Here is an 18465-nt window from a genome sequence, read left to right as displayed (position 1 = left end):
TAAGGCGGGCGTCTCGAAGGATGTGCTGCGGAGGGAAGAAGATCTCAAACAGCGGCGTCGGAGCTCTTACCCCGCGACCTCCAGCGCGTGCACCGAGAACATCTTCGCCGCATCCGTCCAGCTCTCGCGGACGCGCCAGCCCGCGCCCTGGGCCAGCGCGGCAAAGCGCTCGATGCTGTATTTGTAGCTGTTCTCGGTGTGGATGCTCTCGCCCGGGCGGAACGAGAAGCTGGTGCCGAGCAGGCGCACGGTCTGGCTCTTCTTGCTGATCAGGTGCATCTCGATGCGGTGCCGCTCGCGATTGTAGATCGCGCGATGGGTGAAGGCGGACAGGTCGAAATTGCCGCCGAGCTCGCGGTTGATGCGCACCAGCACATTGAGGTTGAAGCGCGCGGTGACGCCGGACGCATCGTTATAGGCGTCGAAGAGGATCCGCTCGTCCTTCTCGAGATCGGCGCCGATGATCATCTGCGCGCCTTTGCCGAGGATCTTGCGCGCGCTTCTCAGGAAGGCCTGCGCTTCCTGCGGCTCGAAATTGCCGATGGTCGAGCCGGGGAAGAAGCCGACCTTCGGTAGGGAGGCGACGGCCACCGGCAGCTCGAACGGCGTGGTGAAGTCGGCTGCGACCGGATAGATGCCGAGCGCCGGGAAATCCCGCTTCAGGCCGCTCGCCTGTGCCTTCAGGAAGTCGCCGGAGATGTCGACGGGGACATAGGCCGCGAATCTGCAATGATTGAGCAGCAGGCGCACCTTCGTGGTCGCGCCGGCGCCGAACTCGACCAGCGCGGCGTGCTCCGGGATGATTCTTGCGATCTCGCTGCCGCGCTCCTTCAGGATCGATAGCTCAGTGCGCGTCGGATAATATTCCGGCAGCTTGGTGATCGCCTCGAACAGCTCCGATCCGGTCGCGTCATAGAAGTATTTCGGCGACAGCCTTTTCGGCTGCTGCGAGAGGTCCTCGATGGCCTCACGGGCGAAAGCGGTGGTCTGCTCGTCGGGAAGATGGGCTTCGGCCAAAGCGCTGGCGTGCACATTCATGATACTCTCCTGAACGCGCTGTCCGGCGCGCATCTGTCGTCGGAATTTTTCAGTCGTAATCGGCAAGCCGCAGTCCGGTGAACTGCCAGCGGTGGTGCGGATAGAAGAAGTTACGATAGGTGATACGGCTGTGGTCCGCCGGAGTTGCAAGCGAGGAGCCGCGCAGCACCAACTGGTTGACCATGAACTTGCCGTTGTACTCGCCGAGCGCGCCCTCGACGGCGCGATAGCCGGGGTAGGGCGCGTACGAGCTGCGGGTCCATTGCCAGACAAGGCCGAAGGCGTCGTTGAGCTGGCCGGTGCGGGCCGCGACTTCCCATTCCATCTCGGTCGGCAGGTGCTTGCCGGACCAGCGCGCGAACGCATCCGCCTCGTAATAGCTGACGTGGCAGACCGGCGCGTCCGGATCGACCGGCTTGAGGCCGGCCAGCGTCATCACCTGCCATGCGCCGTCGACCTCGCGCCAATAGCCGGGGGCCTGCCAATCTTCCTTGCCGGCCGCGGCAAAGCCGTCCATCAGCCACAGGGTTGCGGTCCGGTAGCCGCCATCCTGCATGAAGGCGAGCCACTCGGCATTGGTGACCAGATTGCGGGCGATCCTGACCGGACCGACCAGGGCGCGGTGCGCCGGCTTCTCGTTGTCGAAATGAAAGCCGTCGTCGACATGGCCGACGGTGTGGATGCCTTCGTTCAGCGTCAGCCAGTCATCGCCGCCGCGCGTGGTGGCCGGGAAGCGCCAGTCCGGATCATAGGCCGGGTAGATCGGGTTTTGCGCAAAGGCATGCAGGATGTCGGTGAACATCAATTCCTGATGCTGCTGCTCGTGGTTGAGCCCGACCTCCACCAGCGGCGCGATTGTGCGCAGCTTGTCCGCTCCGGCCTCGCGGAAGAATTTGCTGACGGCCGCATCGACGTATTTGCGATAGGCGCCGACCTCGTCGGCGCTGGGGCGCGTGATGTCGCCGCGATGATTGCGGGCATGCCGCGGCCCGGCGCTGACGTAATAGGAATTGAACAGGAACGCGAAATCGGGATGGAAGGGCCGGTAGCCGGCAGCATGCTCGCCGAGCAGGAATTGCTCCCAGAACCAGGTGGTATGGGCCCGGTGCCATTTGGTCGGGCTGGCATCGGGCATGGACTGGATCTGCTGGTCCTCGGGCGACAGCGGCGCGGCCCGCCGTTCGGTCTCATTGCGAACGCCGAGGAACGCCGCTTCCAGGCGCTGGGCGAGGTCGTCCTGGTGGGAGGACGGTGACGAAAGCTGGGGCGCAACCGTGGCTGAGGCTTGTTTCGTCACGTTTTTCTCCAGACAGGACAAGAGAACGTTGTTGGCGTTGCCCGGTTCCAAAACCGAGGTTCGTCCTAGATAGGGGCTCCGTTACGGTATGAAAGTCCTCTGCGGCGATGATATTAATGTCATCAGCCTATGGACCCGGCGGGCTCAACCCGGCCGCCCAAGGACCCGTCGCCGCCATTTTACTTTGGATGCACAACGGTTTGGGCTACATATATAGGCAGGTATCGGGTTAAATCGGCGGAGCCGGCCCGAAGCAATTGGTGAGGGCTCTGCCCCAGAAGGACACGGATATGAGCATCGCGGAATTCATCGACAATGAAGTGAAATCCAACGACGTGGTTCTGTTCATGAAGGGGACGCCGCAATTTCCGCAGTGCGGTTTCTCCGGCCAGGTCGTCCAGATCCTCGACCATATCGGTGTCGGCTATAAGGGCCTCAACGTTCTCGAATCCGCCGAGCTCCGCAACGGCATCAAGGAATATTCGAACTGGCCGACCATTCCGCAGCTCTACGTGAAGGGCGAGTTCATCGGCGGCTGCGACATCGTCCGCGAGATGTTCCAGGCCGGTGAATTGCAGCAGCTCTTCTCCGAGAAGGGCGTCGTCGTCGCGGCCTGACACGTGACCGTGCTGACGCGCCGGATTGGCGGCGCGGAGCTCGAAGTCATCGTCGCCGATATCACCACATTGAGTGTTGACGCCATCGTCAACGCCGCGAACACGTCGCTCCTTGGCGGGGGCGGCGTGGATGGCGCGATCCACCGGGTAGCCGGGCCCGAGCTCGTCGCCGAATGCCGCATGCTCAACGGTTGCAAGACGGGCGACGCGAAGATCACCAGGGGCTATCGGCTCAAGGCCGCGCATGTGATCCACACCGTCGGTCCGGTGTGGAATGGCGGCACGCTGGGCGAGGACGATCTGCTCGCCTCCTGCTATCGGCGGTCCATGGCGCTTTGCGCGAAGCACGAGCTGATCTCGGTGGCATTTCCCGCGATTTCGACCGGCATTTATCGCTTTCCTGCCGAACGGGCGGCCGATATCGCCGTGCGCACGACGATCGAAGGGCTGGCTTTGGCGCCGACCGTCGCTCGCGTCGTGTTCTGCTGCTTCTCCGAGCCGAGCGCCAAGCTCCATGCCGAGACGCTTGCGCAACACGGCGGCCCTTGTGCCGATTGAGCTGGTCAGTACACTCCGAGCGCCATGTTCCGGGGAGGGGATATGATTTCACGATCTGGGTTGCGTGTGCTCGCCTGCGGCGCGCTGCTGTCGCTTGCCGCGATGTCGCTGGCGCGCGCCGAGGGCACCTACGAGATTCCAGCCGGCGCCCACTTCAATCAGGAAAAGCTCGGCAGGATCACCGAGTTCTTCAAGAACGAGGTCGCGACCGGCAAGATCGCCGGTGCAAACGTGCTGATCCAGCAGCATGGCAAGCCGGTCTATCACGAAATCTTCGGCGTGCAGGACGTGGTCAGCAAGGCTCCGATCACGGACAAGACCATCTTCCGCCTGTTCTCGATGACCAAGGCAATCACGGCGGTGGTCGCGATGCAATTGGTCGAGGACGGCAAGATCAAGCTGGATGATCCCGTCTCGAAATACATTCCGTCCTTTGCCAACGTGAAGGTCGGCGTCGAGAAGAAGGCGGAGGACGGCACCAAGTCGCTCGAGCTGGTGCCGCCGAAGCGGGCGATGACCGTGCACGATCTGATGACGCACACCTCCGGCATCACCTACGGCTTCTACGGCGACAGCCTGGTCCGCAAGGCCTATCGCGAGGCCAACATCTATGCCGGCGATTTCGATCTGGCCGAGTTCGCCGAACGCATCGCCAAGCTGCCGTTGCACAACCAGCCGGGCGCGCTCTGGCAATACGGCCACTCCACCGACGTGCTGGCGCGTGTGATGGAGGTCGCTGCCGGCAAGCCGCTGATCGACATCATGCGCGAGAAGCTGCTCGATCCTCTCGGCATGGTCGATACCGGCTTTTTGGTCACGGACCCCGAGAAGCAGAAGATTCTGGCCCAGCCAGTGCCGAACGATTCCGATTTCCGCGTCGGCCGCATCAATGATCCCACGGTCGTCAAGAAGATCATGTTTGCCAGCGGTGGCATGGTCACGACCATGGCGGATTACAAGCGCTTTTCGCAGATGCTGCTCAACGGCGGCAGTCTCGATGGCAAGACCATTCTCAAGCCTGAGACGTTCAAGCTGATGGTGACCGATCAGGTCGGCCCGGGCTCCGGCGTCGAGCGCGACTATTTCTACTTTCCCGGCGACGGTTTCGGCTTCGGCCTCGGGCTTGCCGTCCGTACCGATCCCGGCAACGCCAAGCCGCCGCCGCCCGGCAACCTCGGCGAACTGAAGTGGGACGGGGCCTCCGGCTGCTATTTCGTGATCGACCCCAAGCAGGACATGTTCTTCGTGCTGCTGGAGCAGACCCCAAGCGAGCGCCAGCGCGTGCAGCGAACATTGAAGCAGCTGGTCTATGAAGCCATGGAGAACTGACATGAACGGGCGCCGCGCGCTCTTCGCGGCGCTCGTCTTTTTGTTCGGCGCCGTAGGTGCACGGGCGGGCTCAGAGGGCCGCGCACACAGCTTCACGCCCGAAGGCCTGGCAAGAGTCTCCGACTACATCAGGAACGAGATCGCGACCGGCAAATTTCCGGGCGCGATTCTGCTGCTCCAGCAACACGGCAAGCCGGTCTATTACGAGAATTTCGGCGTCCGCGACGTTGCGACCGAACTTTCGATGAGCGCGGATACGATCTTCCGCCTCTATTCGATGTCCAAGCCGATCACCTCAGTCCTGGCGATGATGCTGGTCGAGGAGGGTAAGCTTGCGATCAGCGATCCCGTCTCGAAATACATTCCGGCCTTTGCCGGCATGAAGGTCGGCGTCGAGAAGAAGGCCGAGGACGACAAGGTCTCGCTGGAGCTGGAGCCGCTCAAGCGAGCGGTGACGATCGAGGATTTGATGCGGCATACCGCCGGGATCCCTTACGGCTATTATGGCGGGGACCTGGTGAACAAGCTCTATGCCGACGCCGGACTGTTCGACAGGAATTCGACCAATGCCGAATTCGTCGCGAAGATCACTGCACTGCCGCTTGCCGAACAGCCCGGCACGATCTGGGATTACGGCCACTCCACCGACGTGCTCGGGCGCATCATCGAGGTGATCTCGGGGGAATCGCTGTTCGAGTTCGCGAAGAAGCGGCTGCTCGACCCACTCGGGATGAAGGACACGGCGTTTTACGTCGCCGATCCCGCCAAATGGCCGCGTATCGCCGAGCCGATGCCGCAGGATCGGGCGATCAGCCCGATCACGCAGGTTCGCGATATCAGGAAGCCGCTGCGATGGGAGTCGGGCGGCGGCGGTCTCGTCGGCACGGTCGGCGACTATGCGCGCTTCTCACAAATGCTGCTCAACGGCGGCACGCTTGAAGGTCGACGCTACCTGAAGCCGGAAACCATCGCCTTGATGACGTCGGATCACATCGGTCCCCAAACCCGCATCGAACGCGACAAGAACTACTATCCGGGTGAGACCAGCGGCTACGGCCTCGGCTTCGCCGTGCGTATCGCGGTGCCGCCGGGCACGAAGTGGCCGCTTGGCGAATATCGCTGGGACGGCGTCGGCGGCACCTTCTTCTTCATCGATCCTGAGGACGACCTGTTCGGAATCTTCATGGTGCAGACCCCCTCGCAGCGCGGCCGGATCCAGCTCGCGCTGAAGACGCTGATCTATCAGGCGATGGGGCGGTAGACTCTCGTTTTGACGCGTTTTCTTTACGCGAACCGGTATCCACTTCGCTCGAAAACGCTCCGATTACGCCCCGCGCACGATCTCGCGCACGTAGCCGATCGTCTCCTCGATCTGGCTCGCATCGACGTCCAGATGCGTGCAGGCCCGGATGCGGCCGTCCATCATCGCGAGCGTGACGCCGCGCTGGCGCAGCGCTGCGACCATCTTGTCGCCGGGGATGCCGGCGCCGTCGGGCTTGAAGAACACGAGATTGGTCTCGGGCTCCTGCACCTCGATGCCCGAGATCTGCGACAATCCGCGCGCGAGCGCCCGCGCATTGGCGTGGTCGTCGGCGAGGCGGTCGACGTGGTAGTCGAGGGCGTAGATGCAGGCCGCGGCGCAGATGCCGGCCTGCCGCATCGAGCCGCCGAGGCGCTGCTTCCACTGCCAGACCGCGTCGATGAAGGCGCGCGAGCCTGCGAGCACGCCGCCGATCGGCGCGCCCAGGCCCTTGGAGAAGTCGATCCAGGCCGAGTCCCAGCCCGCGGTCATGTCGCGCGGGGAGATGCCGCTCGCAACGGTGGCGTTGAGCAGGCGTGCGCCGTCCATATGGGTGACGAGGCCGTGCTGCCTGGCGATCGCGACGATCTCGTCGAGCACCGCCTTCTTCCAGATCGTGCCGCCACCGATATTGGCGGTCTGCTCGACGCTGACGACGGTCTGCGGCGGCTGGTAGCGCGTGCGCGGATGCAGCGCCTTGCGAAACGTCTCCGGCGTGAACTGGCCATCGGGGCCCTTGAGCTGGGTGACCTGGAAGCCGCCGATCGCCGCATGCGCGCCGCCTTCGCGCGCGATGATATGCGCGGTCTCATGGGCGAGGATCTCGTCGCCGGGGCGGCAATGCACCAGCGTCGCGGTGACGTTGCACATCGTGCCCGAGGGCATGTAGACCGCCGCCTCCTTGCCGAGCAGATCGGCCACGCGTTCGCACAGCGCGTTCACGGTCGGATCGTCGCCGACCTGCTCGTCACCGACCTCCGCGCGCGCCATCGCCTCGCGCATCCCCGCCGTCGGCTTGGTCTGCGTGTCCGACAGCAGATTGATGCGCACCGGCGGCGCCTTGGGATCGACGGCGGGAGGGGTGTAGAGCATGGCTTGTCTCGTCATTTTATCTAGTCGAACAGCTGCGGTCTGATGTCTTGCGCGCCGTGAAGAATGGCACGGATTTCGACGTGGTCGGATTGCACCGTGTAGAAAATCAGATGGGATTGGAAGCGGAAACGTCGATAGCCTGCCGCAAGCTCGTCCACTTGTTGGCCGATCAGGGGGAAGTCGGCCAGAAGTCCGAAGGAACGGATCAGGCCCGCGTAGTAGGCCTCTGCCTGATATTTGCCGAAACGGCTCTCGGTGAAGTCGTAGATGTCGATCAAATCGGCCCGGGTGCGCTCCGATAACCGGTACTCAGCCATGGCGGCGTTGAGCAACGCGTTCGCGCGCGGCGGCGAGGATGTCGTCAGGGGTGTCCAAGGTGAACTTGTTGCAATCTGCCTGAGCGAACAGCGCTTGATAACGGCGGACCTGCTCGTCGCGGGGCAGCTTAGCCCATGCTTCAAGCTCCGCCTCGGAAGGCGTTGCCGACGGGCTGATGTTGGCGAGCTGGTCGGTCGTCTGGGACATCGACAGCACGATACCACAACAAAAAGGCCCCGGAAACCGGGGCCTTTGAATGTCGTTCTGCCGAAGCTATCAGCGCGAATAGAATTCGACGACCAGATGCGGCTCCATCTGCACCGGGAACGGCACGTCGGAGAGGCCGGGGATGCGCGCGTACTTCGCGGTCATCTTGCCGTGGTCGACTTCGAGATAGTCCGGGACCTCGCGCTCGGGAAGCTGGCTGGCTTCGAGCACGTGGGCGAGCTGCTTGGAGCTTTCCTTGACCTCGACCACGTCGCCGACCTTGAGCTGATAGCTCGAGATGTTGACCTTGCGGCCGTTCACCTTGACGTGGCCGTGGTTGATGAACTGGCGTGCGGCGAAGATCGTGGAGACGAACTTGGCGCGGTACACGACCGCGTCGAGACGACGCTCCAGCAGGCCGATCAGGTTCTCGCCGGTGTCACCCTTGAGGCGGCTGGCCTCGACATAGATGCCGTGGAACTGGCGCTCGCTGATGTTGGCGTAATAGCCCTTCAGCTTCTGCTTGGCGCGCAGCTGCACGCCGAAGTCGGAGAGCTTGCCCTTGCGGCGCTGGCCATGCTGGCCGGGGCCGTACTCGCGGCGGTTCACGGGGCTCTTCGGGCGGCCCCAGATGTTCTGGCCCATACGGCGATCGATCTTGTACTTCGCCTCACTGCGCTTAGTCATCGCGTCCTCTACAGGTCATGGTTTGAGGAAACGCGCCCTCCTGTGTGACGGGATGGTCCCGGCACCGACAGGTCCGATCCCCAAAGCTTAAGGGAGAGGACCACGGGTCGCGAAACGCTTCGCGGGCCGAAACGGCCCGCGAGCAGGCGGCTTTTAGGGGAGTTTGGGGTTGGCTGTCAATTCTTTAGCCGGTCAGTCCTGAGCGTGCGACAACGGTATTCTTATGTCCTGACCGCCCGGACCGGCTTTGACCCCGCCGCCCGCAATTCGGCAGCAATTTCAGTGTTCAGGGCCTGTTCCAGCCGGGTCAGGACCCGCGCGATCGGGGCGGCGTCGGTGACGCGGTGGTCCCAGCGGATCACGACGTGGATGGTCTGGTCCGGCTGGACCAGCCCATAGCTCACGACAAAGGGGCCCGGCGTGATCGGGTGCAGCTCGCCGCCGCCATAGGCCGCCACCGAGCTCACCCCGAAGCTGCCGAACCAGTTGCCGCGCTGACGGCCCAAATTCAGACCGACGGCCCAGGACAGGCGCCGCAATGGCAGCGGCAGGCGCGTCGCCCGCATGATCTTGCGGAACATCGGGACGTCCTCGATCGGGGCCGTCTTGCCGCGTCGGATTTCCGCATCGATGGCTGCCAGCGAAAGAGCCTCAGGAGCGGCGATTCGCTGCGGCAGCACACATTCCTCGCCATCATCGACCCGCGCGATCGCGACCGTCGCCACGCTCTTCGGCAGCTCATAGAGGGCCGGCCAGGGCCATTTCGTGTAAACCGTGCGCAGGATCGGCTCGTCCTTTGCAACCAGGGCGAAAGCCTTGACGAACATCGCGGCCCAGCCGGCGGGCGCGGTTGCGCCCGCGCGGGCCTCCAGCAGGGGGCGGATATTGAGCGAACGGGCCAGTGAAACGAAAGGTACGCCCATCGAGGCGTGCATGAGGTCGCAGATCAGACGGCGCCGCAGCGAAATGGTCTTGGGCGTCCCGCGCATAGGCCTCCGGTTCCAAATCAAAGATCAAAATATGTGCAGCGAGCGGAGCCCGCCCGCTCGCTCTAGCATGAACCAATCCGCTTGGGGCCGGTCGGTTCGCCGCACTAGGCATCGCCAAAGACGAACCTCACTTAGACCAAAAAATCATCTATTTTCAATTGTTTATATCTTGAGCGCGCGGTCCTGGCGACGCCGCGGTAATGATTCAATCGGCTCGTTCAGCGCCTGACCCCCTCGTATGCCGCCATGATGCCGCGCTGGAACAGCGACCAGTCGAAGCCCAGCGCGATCGCGCGGTAGCCGCGGTCGATCAGCGCATTGGCCTGGTCGGCGCTGCGCGCCACCCCGCCGATCGGCACGCCGCTCCTGAGGATGCCGGCCTCGGCACGCGCGATCAGGTCCAGCAATTGCGGATCGTCCATCTGGCCGCGCTTGTTGATGGAGGTGGCGAGATCGCCGGGACCGATCACCGCGACGTCGATACCGGGCGTTGTCATGATCTCGTCGATGCGATCGACCGCATCGACGTGCTCGATCGTGATCATGCAGATCATCTCCTCGTCGGCAGAGGCCATGTAATCAGGCATCGACTGGCCCCAGCGGAACGGCGCGTGGAAGGGGCCCCAGAGCCGGTCGCCGCGCGGCGGGTAGCGCACGCTGCGCACTGCCTTCTCGGCATCCGCCCGGCTCGTGATCATCGGGAAGTTGATGCCGAAGGCACCGATGTCCATCGGCGCTTTCGCCAGCCACGGCTCGTTCGCGGCGATCCGCACCAGGGGCGTGCACGGTGTACCCGTGGTCGCGGCGATCATCGCATGTGCTTCGGTCAATCCAATCGGGCCGTGCTCGAGATCGACGATGATCCAGTCCAGCGAGCGCGCCATGATCTGCACCATCTGCACGCTCGGGATGGTCGCGATCGCGCCGAAGGCGGGGCGGCCCTCGCGCCACAATTGACGGAGGCGGTTCAGCGGCTTTGCGGGGACCGACATGGAAAAACCTGCGGGACGATGGCGACGGCAAAGCCTAGCAGCGCGCCGCTAGGGCGCAAGCTCAGGCCAGCGCGCGTCCGCCGAAGAACGCCGTCAGCGTGGCGCTGAGACCATGCACGCGGTTCGATGTAAAAATCATCTCGGCGCCGGACTGCACGATGCCGCCGATCCGCTGGCCGAGCAGGTCGGAGACGCGGCGGGCGATCGCGGGCGCCGGATCGATCCAGTCGACCGGCCAGGGCGCGAGCATCTTCATCCGGTCGAGCAGCAGCGGGTAATGCGTGCAGGCGAGCACCACGGTGTCGGTGCGCGATGTTGCATCCGAGGGGTCGCCGACGAAGCAGGGAGCGAGCTCGGCGAGGATGGCTTCGTCGCTGATCGGAGCCCCGCTGAGCTCGGCTTCGGCCAGCGAAGCGAGCGCGGGCGAGCCGACCAGCGTCACCTCGCATCCTTGCGCGAAATCGCGGATCAGCGCCTTGGTGTACTCGCGCTTCACCGTGCCCTTGGTGCCGAGCACCGAGACGCGGCGGGTCTTGGACTGCGCGCAGGCCGGCTTGATCGCCGGCACGGTGCCGACGAAGGGCACGGAATAGGCGGCGCGCAGGTGAGACAGGACCAGGGTGGACGCCGTGTTGCAGGCGATGACGACGAGGTCCGGATCATGCCGGCCGATCAGCTCCCCCATCAGCGGCACGACGCGGGCGATGATCTCGTCCTCGCTGTGGTGGCCATAGGGGAAGAAGGCGTCGTCGGCGACATAGACGTAATGCGCGTCCGGGCGGGCGGCTACGACCTCACGCAGCACAGTGAGCCCGCCAAGGCCGGAATCGAACACCAGGATCGTCGGAGAATTGGTCACGTCGCCACCCTAGCCCGGCATGGTTACCATTCGGTTTTTGGGGCGATTTTGCGGCGTGGGGCCGGGACCGCAGGTCGGGACGCCGAATTTCCGGCTTATGCGATATTCGCCATCGGGTCGGCCGAAGCGGCAAGGGGGCGTCCGCCCGCAGGTTGACAGCTCACACTAGCCGCGGAACAAGACGGCGTTTCGCCGGTCGGCGATCTCGCAGAGAAAGCAACATGCTCACGGTCCACCATCTCGGTAAATCGCAATCCGAACGCATTGTCTGGCTCTGCGAGGAGCTCGAAATTCCTTATGAGATGAAGCGTTACACGCGCGATGCCGCGACCATGCTGGCGCCGGCCGAGTACAAGGCGCTGCATCCGGCCGGCACGGCGCCGGTCATCACCGACGGCGAGCTGGTGCTTGCGGAATCCGGCGCCGTCGTCGACTACATCGTTGCTAAATACGGCAACGACCGGCTCGTGCTCGGTCCCAATGATCCCGCCTTCGCCCAATTTCTGTATTGGCTTCATTTCGCCAACGGCACCTTGCAGCCCGGCATGGGGCGGATGATGATCCTGAGCCGGCTCGATCTCGCCAGGGACAACCCGACCCTGCTCGCCATGAAGGGGCGCCTCGACCGCGCCTACGATCTTCTCGACGCACGGCTTCGCGAGTCCGAATATCTGGCGGGCAGCGCCTTCACCACGGCCGACATCATGACGGTGTTCTCGCTCACCACGATGCGTTATTTCCAGCCCTATGATCTCGCGCGCTGTCAGAATGTGGTCAAATATCTCGGCCGTATCGGCGCCCGCCCGGCATACCGTCGCGCGATGGAGAAGGGCGATCCCGGCATGGCGCTGCTCTTGAGTTGAGCGGCAGCGCTTACGCGATCCTGTTCGTGGTGGTCCCGCGCTCGGATGCCAGCTGCTTCTGCAGGCGGTCGATGTTCTGCAACAGGCGCTGGCTGGTCAGCACCAGGAAGTAATAGCCGAACTGCGGATCCTGGAAGTAGATCTCCAGCAGCCGGTCATAGGTGATCGTCAGCACCTGGCCGTCCTCGATGCATTCAACCGTTCCCGTGCGCCGGTTGTCCGGTGTGAGGAAGCCGAGCTCGCCCATCAGCGCTCCGGGCAGGATCTCGACGTTGATCTCCTTGACCAGGAACTTGCCGGTGACGGTGAGGAACATCTCCTGCGCGGGATCTCGCAGCTTGAAGAGGATGTCGCCGCGGCGATATCTGCGTTCGGTCATGAACGGCTTGAGCCATTCGATCGACATGTCGCCTTCGGCCGCATGCCGCGCCTTCTTGACCAGCTTGAGCATCTGCCGCAGGCGCAGGGCGTTGATCGGCAGCAGCAGCAGATAGAGCAGGAACGTGGCGACGTTGGCGGTGAGTGCGCCGAAAGCGGCGAAGAACGCGCAGCCGATCATGTTGGCGACGCGCAGGGGCACCATCGTCCGCATCAGGAGGGTGGCGACGAAGAAGCCGGCGCCGACCGCTGCGAACAAATTGGCGAACGTGATGTTGTGGACAAAGATCTCCAGCAGCCGATTGAAGATCGCGTCGTAGGTGACGTTGTCGGGATCGAGGCCCATCTGGACCAGGATTTTCGCGATCCTGAGGTTGTCCGTGGCCGCCTCGAGGATGCGGTCGAGGATCGACGAAATGTCTGCGCTGCCGGACGGCATGGTACTAACCCCACGTAAGGCATTCAGTCCTGGTCGGCACCCGTATAGCCGAAATCGAATGACGGCCGCTTGAATGACGCTTCCGGCCATCGTGCCGCAAGAGGCAAATTTTAGCCTGATCGGGCGTTTCGGCAATTGCCCGTTGGTTGCGCGTCTGGCCGCGGAGGCCGTGATTCGGGCCAGCCGCGGAGGATCCGGCGTCGCGGACGGGCTTGGGCGACAGCGAAGGGCGACCTTCGCTTACGGCTTGGCGGCGGGTTGCACGACCTGCTGCTCGACGAGACCAAGGCGCCCCGGCAGCGAGCCGGCGCGCAGCAGCATGGCGACGCTGTTGGCCTCCTCCAGGGTGAAATTGCCGGAAATCTGGCCGGAGCCGCCGGTGATGGGCTCGCGGATCACGGGAGCGGAGATCACCTTGTCATCGAGCACGATGGCAAAGGGCTTTCCGACGTTCTCTGCCGTGATATGGGCAAAGCGCCGCGTGCCGCGGCCGTTGAAGCGGAACGAGGCGATCGGCTCCTTGCTCTCGCCGGTCAGTCCCGGGCCGGCATAGCTGATATCGCCGCCCTCGAGCGCGCTGTCCTTGGCGACGAGATAAGGACGCTGGTCCTTGAAGCCGAGCAGGACTTCCGTGCCCGCCGGCGGCGTGCCCGATTGCGCCTGCTCTGCGGACATCGAGAGGTCAATCAGGCGGAAGCCGACCTTGACCTTCCTGGCGAAGATCGCGGCGATTTGCTCGGGCTCCATCATCCCCGGCAGGAAGATACGGATGCGGTCCGTCCCCTCAGGTTGGACGCTGGCGAACTTGACGCCGGCGTCCTTGAGGCGCTGCTCGATCATGGCGATGGAATCTTCGACGAGATCGCGCAGCCGCGCAGCGGATGCGGCATCGGTCGGCGCAAGCCTGACCAGCCCGTCGCCGGCGTCGGTGACGGTGAGCGCGTGCGTGGGCAATCCCTCCGCCGCCGCGACGAGCTTGCGCGTGAGCTGTTCGCGGCCTCTGGCGTCCGCGATCCTCACGTCGACGCCGCCGTCGCGGATCGCAAGTCCGGAGAACGCGATGCGGCCCTCGCGCAGGATCTTGTAGACGTCGTCGCGCAAATCCGTGACGACCGCCTCGCGCAAGGCGTCGGCGTCCACCCTGTAGACGATGCGCGATCCGCCCAACTTCTCCATCTTGTCGGCGATGAAGGCCGCGACCTTGACGCGCACCTTGTCGAGCTGGCTGTCGGCAAGCGCGACGCCGGGCAGGGCGATCGCCGATACCGTCGCAAACGCAGCGATCAGCCGTGTGATCCGGTTCCGCAGGGGCATCGTCATGGTGACCTCGTGTCTTGCGGCAGGGCGCTGGCGGGCGAATTCAGTGCCAGTTCTTGGTCCCCGGATCAGGCGCAGAGGTTCAAGCGCCATTGCGGCTGGGCAATGGACGAAATGGAAATCATCCATCATTCTGGTCCGGGTCGGCCGGGCATTAGGCCGAGCCCTTCGCCGAACCAAAACGTCAAAAGATACGTGGCGGGGACAAGCATCTGAGGGAGGACGGAATTTCATGGCGGGCATCCACGCGCTCGATCGGTTGATCGGCAACGACTATCCGGCTCTGCTCACGGACGAGGAGGTCCGGGCGTTCGAGCAGGTTCCCTACGCCGACCGCGTCGCGGCCGAGAGCACCTATGACGCCATCAGGCTTGGTGCGGAGCGCAATCCCGACGGGGCGGCGATCCAGTTCCTGCAAAATGCCGATCCCGCCGACACGCCTTTGGTCGTCACGCACCGCGATTTCATCGCGCGCGTCACCCAGGCCGCCAACATGTTTCACGCGCTCGGCGCTGGGAAGGGCGACGTCATCAGCTTCATGCTGCCGTTGGTGCCGGATGCGTTCGTCACTCTGTTCGGCGCCGAGGCCGCCGGCATCGCCAATCCCGTCAATCCGCTGCTCGAGCCGCACCAGATCGCCGAAATCCTGGAAGCTGCGAACACCAAGATCCTGGTGGCGCTCGGGCCGATGCCCGGCACCGACATCTGGCAGAAGGTCGAGCAGATCCGCCCGCAGCTGAAGCATCTGAAGGCCATCGTGCAGGTGTTCGGCGGCGGCGATCCGGCCAATGGCATCTTCGCCTTCAGCGACCTGATCAAGCAGCAGTCGTCGGATCGGCTCGTCAGCGGACGCAAGATTCGCGGCAGCGACATCGCCGCCTATTTCCACACCGGCGGCACCACCGGCACGCCGAAGCTGGTGCGGCATACCCATGCCAACCAGGTCTATCAGGCCTGGGCGCTCAATCTGCTGTTGCAGGGGAAGCCCGGCGCCAACCTGCTGTTCGGCATGCCGCTGTTTCACGTCGGCGGATCGCTGACACAGGTGCTTACGATGCTGTCGGGCGGGGGCTCGCTGGTCGTGCTGTCGCCGAGCGGCTGGCGCAACCCGAATGCGGTGAAGAACATCTGGCAGCTCGTCGCGCGCTTCAAGCCCGAAGCGCTGTCGAGCGTGCCGACCGTGCTCGCCGCGACGCTCGCGGTGCCGCCGGGGAACACGGACATCTCGAGCCTAAAATATGCGGCAGGGGGCGGCTCGGCTATTCCGGTCGCCGTCGGCTCGGCGATTCAGGAGAAGCTGAAGCTGCCGGTTGTCGAGGTCTACGGCATGACCGAGACCTCGAGCGTGCACACGCTCGCTTATCCGGGCCGGCCGATCCGGCTCGGCTCGGTCGGCCTTCCCATGCCTTACGCGCGGGTGCGCATCGTGCAGTTCGACGCCGATGGCCGCCTGATCCGCGACTGCAAGCCGGACGAGATCGGGGTCGTCATCATGGCCGGCCCCGGCGTGTTCAGCGGCTATCTCAACGACGAGCACAACAAGGGCGCTTTCATCGACGGTGTCTGGGTCAATTCCGGCGATCTCGGCCGGCTCGATGCCGACGGCTATCTCTGGATCACCGGCCGCGCCAAGGATCTCGTGATCCGCGGTGGCCACAACATCGACCCGGCGCCGATCGAGGAGATCATGTTCCGTCATCCCGCCGTCGGCTTCGCCGCCGTGGTCGGCCAGCCCGATGCTTACGCGGGCGAACTGCCGGTGGGCTATGTGCAGCTGAAGCCCGGCGCAAAGGTCGAGCCGGGCGAGCTGGAAGCCTGGGTGCGCGAGCGCACGCCGGAGCGCGCCGCAGTTCCGGTGCAGGTCATCCCGATCGACCCGATGCCGGTGACGGGCGTCGGCAAGGTGTTCAAGCCGCAACTGCGCTGGGACGCCGCCGCGCGCGTGTTCACCAAGGTGCTGGCGCCGCTAGTCGAGCGCGGCATCGATTGCAAGGTCAAGGTCGGTCCGCACGGCAGCCACGGCTCGATCGTGACCGTGACGCTGACGGGCCTGCCGGCGAGCCAGCGCGAAGCGGTGGAGAGCGAGGTGCACGCACTGCTCGCCCCATTCGTGATGCGCCACGAGGTGGTGCAGGCATAGGTATGATGGCACGTCGGATCGACCAAGCTCGCGCCGCGCCTGTGGGGCGAGGCCCGACTGCATTAGCCATAAGCCGCAATCGAGGAGTTTATGTGATCGACCTCACATAGGAAAATTTGGCTTTCATCGATGCTCCGGATAGTCTCAGGGAATTGCATCCGGGGGGACGCAAGTGATTCCGTTTCGGCTGTTTGGTTTATTGATTTTTGCGACCTTGCTGGCCTGCGGATCGGCACATGCCGATCGGCGGGTCGCGCTCGTCATCGGCAATTCCGCCTACAAGAGCGCGCCCAAGCTCACCAATCCCGTGAACGATGCCACCCTGGTCGGCGGCATGTTCAAGAAGGCGGGCTTCGATTCCGTCGACGTCCGGTTGGATCTGAGTGCGAGCGAGATGCGGCGCATGTTGCGCGAGTTCGCCGGCAGGTCGCGCGACGCGGAAATGGCGGTGATCTATTATGCCGGCCACGGCATCGAGCTCGACGGCAACAATTATCTCATTCCGACCGACGCCACGCTGGAGACGGATGGCGACGTTCTCGACGAGACCATCCCTGTCGAGCGCGCATTGTTCGCAGTCGAGCCCGCCAAGCAGCTGCGTTTGATCATCCTTGATGCCTGCCGCGATAACCCGTTTGCGAAGACGATGAAGCGCACGCTGGCCTCGCGGGCGATCGGACGGGGCCTTGCCAAGGTGGAGCCAACCAGCCCGAATACGATGATTGCCTTTGCCGCGAAGGCCGGCTCGACTGCATCCGACGGCGATTCTCGCAACAGTCCGTTTGCTACCGCGCTGGTCGAGCACCTGCCGAAGCCGGGCCTCGATCTGCGCAAGGCGTTCGGCTTCGTACGCGACGACGTGCTCAAGACGACCGGCTACAAGCAGGAGCCTTACGTCTACGGCTCGCTCGGCGGCGACGACGTGCCGCTCGTGGTGAAGCCGGCGGCAACCGGTCCGCAGGCAAACCCGCAGGACGCCGTTCGCAGGGACTACGAGCTCGCGCTCCAGCTTGCGACGCGCGATGCCTGGGAAGCCTTTTTGGCGGCGTATCCGGACGGCTTCTATGCCAACCTCGCCAAGGGACAGTTGAACAAGATCGGCGCCGAAGAGACGCGCGTTGCTGCCGAGCAAAAGGCCAAGGCGGCCGAGCACGAAAAGGCAAGGCTTATTGCCGAGCGCGCCCAGAAGGCCGAGCAGGAGAAGGCGGCTGCTGCGGCCAAGGCCGCCGAAGAGGCGCGAATCGCTGCGGAGAAGCAAAAGCAGATCGAACAGGCCAAGGCGGAAGCGGCCGAGCAGCAGCGCAAGGCCGCCGAGGCGGCGGCCGCGAAAGCGCTGGCCGAGAAACAGGCGGCAGAGAAGGCCAAGGCCGAGCTGGCGGCCAAGCAGGCCGCCGAGAGAGCGGAGCAGGGCGTAAAGCCGGCCGCCGATCGGCAGATTCCTGAGGTCGAGAACCAGAAAGTTGCTGCGCTCTCGCCGGGGCCGAAGTCGACCTTATCGGCGGCCGAACTCGCGAAATCCGTGCAGAGCGAACTGCGCCGCGTCGGCTGCCTGACCTCAGCGGCGGAGGGCGAGTGGAGCTCGGCCGCGCAGCGTTCGCTGACGCTCTTCAACAAATACGCCGGCACCCAGTTCGACGTGAAGCTCGCCAGCATCGACGCACTCGACGCGCTGAAGGCAAAGCCGGGACGGGTCTGTCCGCTGGTGTGCAATTTCGGCTTCAAGGCCGACGGCGATCAATGCGTGAAGATCACCTGCCGCGCCGGCTATCGCGTCGGCGACGACAACGAGTGCGAGAAGGTGCAAGAGAAGAAGCCGGTCGCGACTCGCGAGGAACCGAAGAAGCGCGATCAGGACAGGAAAGAGGCGGAATCTGCGGCACCAAAGTCGCAAGCGTCCGGTCAGATGATCTGCAATCAAGCCGGCTGCAGACCGGTCGCAAAGGGCTGCCGTCTTGGTACGGTGGCTAGTCCAGGCAGCGGAGTCATGAAGATGACTGGCGAGATCTGCAACTGACCAGACCGCGCCTCGTCTCGCATTAACAAGA

The 18465-nt window shown here is 64.2% G+C and carries 18 protein-coding genes; 7 read left to right on the top strand and 11 right to left on the bottom strand.

The window, feature by feature from the left end:
* Nucleotides 1-66 precede the first annotated feature (66 nt).
* Together egtD and egtB are read right to left on the bottom strand one after the other, a co-directional pair.
* Complete coding sequence (gene egtD / locus AB7M16_RS06915; RefSeq protein WP_212258024.1) at nucleotides 67-1038, bottom strand: L-histidine N(alpha)-methyltransferase; 972 nt, start codon at nucleotides 1036-1038, stop codon at nucleotides 67-69.
* A 49-nt stretch (nucleotides 1039-1087) separates the two neighbouring features.
* A complete protein-coding gene (gene egtB / locus AB7M16_RS06910; RefSeq protein WP_453943461.1) occupies nucleotides 1088-2386 on the bottom strand; it encodes an ergothioneine biosynthesis protein EgtB in 1299 nt (432 codons plus the stop codon).
* 239 nt (nucleotides 2387-2625) lie between these two features.
* Between egtB and grxD the strand changes: the two genes are divergently transcribed.
* From grxD to AB7M16_RS06890, 4 genes are read left to right on the top strand one after another with little or no spacing between them, the layout of a single operon-like run.
* Entirely contained in the window at nucleotides 2626-2952 is a 327-nt protein-coding gene (gene grxD / locus AB7M16_RS06905; RefSeq protein ID WP_018647423.1) for a Grx4 family monothiol glutaredoxin, read from the top strand.
* 3 nt (nucleotides 2953-2955) lie between these two features.
* Nucleotides 2956-3510, top strand: a complete 555-nt coding sequence (locus AB7M16_RS06900) for an O-acetyl-ADP-ribose deacetylase (protein ID WP_453943460.1) — start codon at nucleotides 2956-2958, stop codon at nucleotides 3508-3510.
* 42 nt (nucleotides 3511-3552) lie between these two features.
* Nucleotides 3553-4839 carry a serine hydrolase domain-containing protein gene (locus tag AB7M16_RS06895; RefSeq protein WP_260379873.1) on the top strand — a complete coding sequence of 429 codons (1287 nt, stop codon included), beginning with the start codon at nucleotides 3553-3555 and terminating at the stop codon, nucleotides 4837-4839.
* Nucleotide 4840: 1 nt separating this feature from the next.
* Nucleotides 4841-6100 carry a serine hydrolase domain-containing protein gene (locus tag AB7M16_RS06890; RefSeq protein WP_453943459.1) on the top strand — a complete coding sequence of 420 codons (1260 nt, stop codon included), beginning with the start codon at nucleotides 4841-4843 and terminating at the stop codon, nucleotides 6098-6100.
* Nucleotides 6101-6163: 63 nt separating this feature from the next.
* Here the strand turns inward: AB7M16_RS06890 and AB7M16_RS06885 are convergent, their stop codons facing one another.
* The 7 genes from AB7M16_RS06885 to murI all read right to left on the bottom strand — a co-directional run bounded on the left by AB7M16_RS06885 (nucleotide 6164) and on the right by murI (nucleotide 11283).
* Nucleotides 6164-7231, bottom strand: a complete 1068-nt coding sequence (locus AB7M16_RS06885) for a threonine aldolase family protein (RefSeq protein ID WP_212258030.1) — start codon at nucleotides 7229-7231, stop codon at nucleotides 6164-6166.
* Nucleotides 7232-7251: 20 nt separating this feature from the next.
* A complete protein-coding gene (locus AB7M16_RS06880; protein WP_246571517.1) occupies nucleotides 7252-7563 on the bottom strand; it encodes a type II toxin-antitoxin system RelE/ParE family toxin in 312 nt (103 codons plus the stop codon).
* On the bottom strand, nucleotides 7541-7756 hold the full coding sequence (locus AB7M16_RS06875) for a hypothetical protein (RefSeq protein WP_210268087.1): 216 nt from the start codon (nucleotides 7754-7756) through the stop codon (nucleotides 7541-7543). The genes AB7M16_RS06880 and AB7M16_RS06875 overlap by 23 nt, the downstream gene beginning before the upstream one ends.
* 69 nt (nucleotides 7757-7825) lie before the next feature.
* Nucleotides 7826-8443 (bottom strand): 30S ribosomal protein S4, encoded by a 618-nt coding sequence (gene rpsD, locus AB7M16_RS06870; RefSeq protein ID WP_172782969.1) that lies wholly within the window; start codon nucleotides 8441-8443, stop codon nucleotides 7826-7828.
* Between the two features lie 221 nt (nucleotides 8444-8664).
* Nucleotides 8665-9432, bottom strand: a complete 768-nt coding sequence (locus tag AB7M16_RS06865) for an acyltransferase (protein WP_260379870.1) — start codon at nucleotides 9430-9432, stop codon at nucleotides 8665-8667.
* Between the two features lie 218 nt (nucleotides 9433-9650).
* Complete coding sequence (locus AB7M16_RS06860; protein ID WP_453943458.1) at nucleotides 9651-10424, bottom strand: HpcH/HpaI aldolase family protein; 774 nt, start codon at nucleotides 10422-10424, stop codon at nucleotides 9651-9653.
* 61 nt (nucleotides 10425-10485) lie between these two features.
* On the bottom strand, nucleotides 10486-11283 hold the full coding sequence (gene murI / locus AB7M16_RS06855) for a glutamate racemase (RefSeq protein WP_439366709.1): 798 nt from the start codon (nucleotides 11281-11283) through the stop codon (nucleotides 10486-10488).
* A 221-nt stretch (nucleotides 11284-11504) separates the two neighbouring features.
* On the opposite strand from murI, the gene AB7M16_RS06850 reads away from it, so the two are divergent.
* Nucleotides 11505-12146, top strand: a complete 642-nt coding sequence (locus AB7M16_RS06850) for a glutathione S-transferase family protein (protein ID WP_453943457.1) — start codon at nucleotides 11505-11507, stop codon at nucleotides 12144-12146.
* A 10-nt stretch (nucleotides 12147-12156) separates the two neighbouring features.
* On the opposite strand, the gene AB7M16_RS06845 is transcribed toward AB7M16_RS06850, so the two are convergent.
* Together AB7M16_RS06845 and AB7M16_RS06840 are read right to left on the bottom strand one after the other, a co-directional pair.
* Complete coding sequence (locus AB7M16_RS06845; RefSeq protein ID WP_172782974.1) at nucleotides 12157-12963, bottom strand: Crp/Fnr family transcriptional regulator; 807 nt, start codon at nucleotides 12961-12963, stop codon at nucleotides 12157-12159.
* Between the two features lie 240 nt (nucleotides 12964-13203).
* Nucleotides 13204-14283 carry a SecDF P1 head subdomain-containing protein gene (locus AB7M16_RS06840; protein WP_453943456.1) on the bottom strand — a complete coding sequence of 360 codons (1080 nt, stop codon included), beginning with the start codon at nucleotides 14281-14283 and terminating at the stop codon, nucleotides 13204-13206.
* A 229-nt stretch (nucleotides 14284-14512) separates the two neighbouring features.
* On the opposite strand from AB7M16_RS06840, the gene AB7M16_RS06835 reads away from it, so the two are divergent.
* Together AB7M16_RS06835 and AB7M16_RS06830 are read left to right on the top strand one after the other, a co-directional pair.
* Complete coding sequence (locus AB7M16_RS06835; protein ID WP_453943455.1) at nucleotides 14513-16420, top strand: acyl-CoA synthetase; 1908 nt, start codon at nucleotides 14513-14515, stop codon at nucleotides 16418-16420.
* A gap of 172 nt (nucleotides 16421-16592) precedes the next feature.
* Entirely contained in the window at nucleotides 16593-18434 is a 1842-nt protein-coding gene (locus tag AB7M16_RS06830; RefSeq protein ID WP_453943454.1) for a caspase family protein, read from the top strand.
* Nucleotides 18435-18465: the final 31 nt, after the last annotated feature.

It is taken from the genome of Bradyrhizobium sp. USDA 372, from assembly GCF_053629095.1.
This window is presented reverse-complemented; position numbering and strand designations above follow the sequence as displayed.